General features: G+C 76.4%; 3 protein-coding genes and 1 pseudogene. 1 reads left to right on the top strand and 3 read right to left on the bottom strand.

Features of this window, described 5'->3' with window-relative positions; all coding sequences use genetic code 11:
- Positions 1 to 85: 85 nt before the first annotated feature.
- From HUW36_RS29600 to HUW36_RS29610, 3 genes are all read right to left on the bottom strand, one after another.
- A complete protein-coding gene (locus HUW36_RS29600) occupies positions 86 to 373 on the bottom strand; it encodes a GNAT family N-acetyltransferase (protein WP_174531113.1) in 288 nt (95 codons plus the stop codon).
- A complete protein-coding gene (locus HUW36_RS29605) occupies positions 370 to 1542 on the bottom strand; it encodes an aminotransferase class V-fold PLP-dependent enzyme (RefSeq protein ID WP_174531114.1) in 1173 nt (390 codons plus the stop codon). The genes HUW36_RS29600 and HUW36_RS29605 overlap by 4 nt, the downstream gene beginning before the upstream one ends.
- Positions 1543 to 1704: 162 nt before the next feature.
- Positions 1705 to 2178, bottom strand: coding sequence for a molybdenum cofactor biosysynthesis protein (locus HUW36_RS29610; RefSeq protein WP_174531115.1), 474 nt, complete (start codon positions 2176 to 2178; stop codon positions 1705 to 1707).
- A gap of 91 nt (positions 2179 to 2269) precedes the next feature.
- On the opposite strand from HUW36_RS29610, the pseudogene HUW36_RS29615 reads away from it, so the two are divergent.
- Positions 2270 to 3002, top strand: a pseudogene (locus HUW36_RS29615) (hypothetical protein); the annotation flags it as partial.

Consider the following 3002-nt stretch of genomic DNA (forward strand, 5'->3'; position numbering starts at 1 on the left):
GGCCCGGGCCGCCGCCGAGCTGCTGGCCGGCGCCCGCTGACTCCCGGCCCGACCGGGCGGGGAGGTCCCCCGGTCGGGCCGGGCCTCAGGCCGCGTCGACGACCAGGTCGGCGTAGTCGGGATGCCGCTCGATGAAGGCGGCCATGAACGGGCACCGGGGCACCACCCGGCCGCCCCGGGCCCGGACCTGGTCCAGCGTGCCCTTCATCAGCGCCGCGCCCACGCCCTGCCCCTGGAAGCGGTCGTCGACCTCGGTGTGCGTGAAGACCAGCACCTCACCCCGGGGCAGGTACGCGGTGAACCCGGCCAGCGCGTCGTCGACCAGGATCTCGAAGCGGTGCTTGGCGGCGTTCTCCTCGACCAGATAGCTCACCGGACCATTGTCCCCTCGGAGTCGGCCAGCCGGTCCAGTTCGGCCAGCAGCCGGTCCACCTCGTCCACCGTGTTGTAGTGGTAGACGCTGGCCCGCACCGCGCCGCCGGAGTCACGCAGGCCCATGGTCCGGAAGTACTCGTAGGCGTAGTAGTCGCCGGAGGACAAACAGATGCCGGCCTCGCCCAACGCCGCCGCGGTCCGCGCCGGGGCCTGTCCGGCGACCCGGAACGACACCGTGGGGCAGCGCCGGGCCGGCGCGCCGTAGACGGTCACGAAGGAGCGCGCGGCCAGCCCGGCGAGCAGCCGGTCGAAGACCGCCTCCTCGTGCGCCTGGGCGGCGGCCAGGCCGGCGCGTACCCGCTCCCGCCGGTCGCCGCCGGCGGTCGGGTCGAGCGACGCCAGGTGGTCCACCGCCGCGGTCACGCCGGCCAGCAGCGGGAAGCTGGGCGTGCCGTACTCGAACCGGTCGGGGACCGCGTCGGCCGACGGGATCAGCTTCGCCGGGTGCAGCGACTCCCAGCGGGCCGGGTCGGCGACCATCGCCGCCAGGTGCGGCCCGGACCACTTGTACGCGCTGGTGACCAGGAAGTCCGCGCCGACCGAGGCCAGGTCGGTGGGGCCGTGCGGGACCGAGTGCACCCCGTCCACGCAGACCAGCGCGCCGGCCGCGTGCGCGGTCTTGGCGATCGCGGCCACGTCCGGCGCGGTGCCCGTCGCGTTGCTGCCGGCGGTCACCGCGACCAGCCGGGTCCGGTCGGTGACCAGGTCGGCGTACTGGCCGGCGGGCAGCTCGGCGGTGTCCGGGTCGAACTCGGCCCAGCGCACCGTCGCCCCGGCCGCCTCGGCGGCGGCCTGCCAGTCCGACAGCGCCGCCACCCGGGGGCGTACGGTGGCGGCCCGTACGTGGTCCACGGCGACCCGGCGGGCGATGGTGAAGACCCAGGTGCGCGCGGAGGAGCGGCCGGCGAACCCGGGCAGGCTGCGCAGCGCGCGCAGGAACGTCTCCTGGGCGAGGTCGTCGGCCTCGGCCGGGCCGGCGAGGTGGGCGAGGAACCGCCATACCGGGCCCTGCAACGCCCGGACGAACGCGGCGGCGGCCTGCTGGTCGCCCCTACCGGCGCGGTGCGCCCAGCGGGTGACCTGCTCGTCGTCGGTGTCCGGGCTCATCCGCGGCCGGCCCGCCGGCCCGAGGTGGTCATGCCCGGCGGTACGGATGCCGGCCCCGCTCGGTTCATCCCTGGCGTCCTTCCTGCCACCTCGCCGCCGACCCGACGATCGGTGACCCCGCTGTTGGTCGGCCGGAGGGCGGGCAAAGTTCCCGACGCGCCGTCAGTCGTCGACGGAGACCGTCACCGGCCCGACCCGCAGGACGCCGTCGGTGAGCGGTTCGCACCGGACGCCGCCCCGGCGGCGCATCGCCTTCCAGGTGCCCGGCGCGACCACTACGTCGAGCCAGGCGCACGGCGGGGCGGCGCGGTGCACCCGCAGGCTGACCGGGCCGTCGCCGGAGTCCAGGGTCAGCACCCGACCGACCAGCTCGTCCACCGCGATGCCGCTGGTCAGCACGTTGCGCCGGAGCTGGGTGAGATCGGCGCCGGCCGGCAGCGACTCCTGCGCGATCAGTGTGACGCTCGCGGCGCGGTGCGCTGGCCGGCCGAAGTAGCGGTCGCCGACGATGCCCAGGCCGGACCGGATCCGCACCTGCTCGACCAGTTCTCCCGGCGGCGCCGGGGCGGGCCCGTCCGAGGGGCGGCCCACGTACCGGTGCACCGGCGAGGCCAGCAACTGGAGGATCCGGGGCATGGCCCGATTCTAGGCACGGGCATACCGCTACCAAAGCGGACGATAGCCACGCTCACGTATCCGCAGGTCAGCGCGACACGTTGTACCGGGCGTGACGGCGAGACAACCCGGAGCTGCCGAGTCCCACCTGGGACGCCGGCTGGCCTGGGCGCGGCGCGAGAACGAGCGGCGGCGCCGGGCGTACGAGACGGCGGCGCGCGCCTGGCGGCGCCGGGCGGAGCACCTCGACCGGCTGCGGATCGAGGCGGACACGTTCCACGGGTGCGCCCTGCCCGACACGGCGCTGCCGGTGCCGCTGCACGACGGCGAGGTCGTCTACCGCATCCTGCCCGCCGTCGAGCTGGTCGAGGCCACCGCCCGGCACCTGCCCGGGCTGCCCGTGCCCGACCTGCCGTTGGCCGGCCGACTGGACCCGGCCGACGGTCCCCTGCCGGCCGGGCTGCGCGTGGTCGACAACGGCGCCGCCGTGGTGACCGACCGCCGGGTGGCCTTCGTCGGGCGCGACGGGCACCACGACTGGCCCCTGCGGGACCTGCGCGGGCCCGCGCACCATCCCGACCGTCCGGTCACCCTGCTGCACCACGTCGACGGCGGGACGCCGTCCGGGCTGCGGATGCCGGCGGCCGGCGCGCCGAACGCCCGGTTCTACCTCACCCTCGCCCACGCCGAGGCGACCGGGGCACGGGACGTCGTCGTCGCCGACGTGGAGGCGCTGGCCGTCGCCCACCGGGCCGCACGGCCACGCCCACCCCGTCCGCTCGGCCCAGCGGACGCACCTGTCGAGCGGACGCGCCCGCAACGGCTGGTCGCGGCCGGGGTCGCCG

Origin of the sequence: Micromonospora maritima (assembly GCF_902825405.1) — a bacterium.
In the GTDB taxonomy this organism is placed as follows: Bacteria; Actinomycetota; Actinomycetes; order Mycobacteriales; family Micromonosporaceae; genus Micromonospora; species Micromonospora maritima.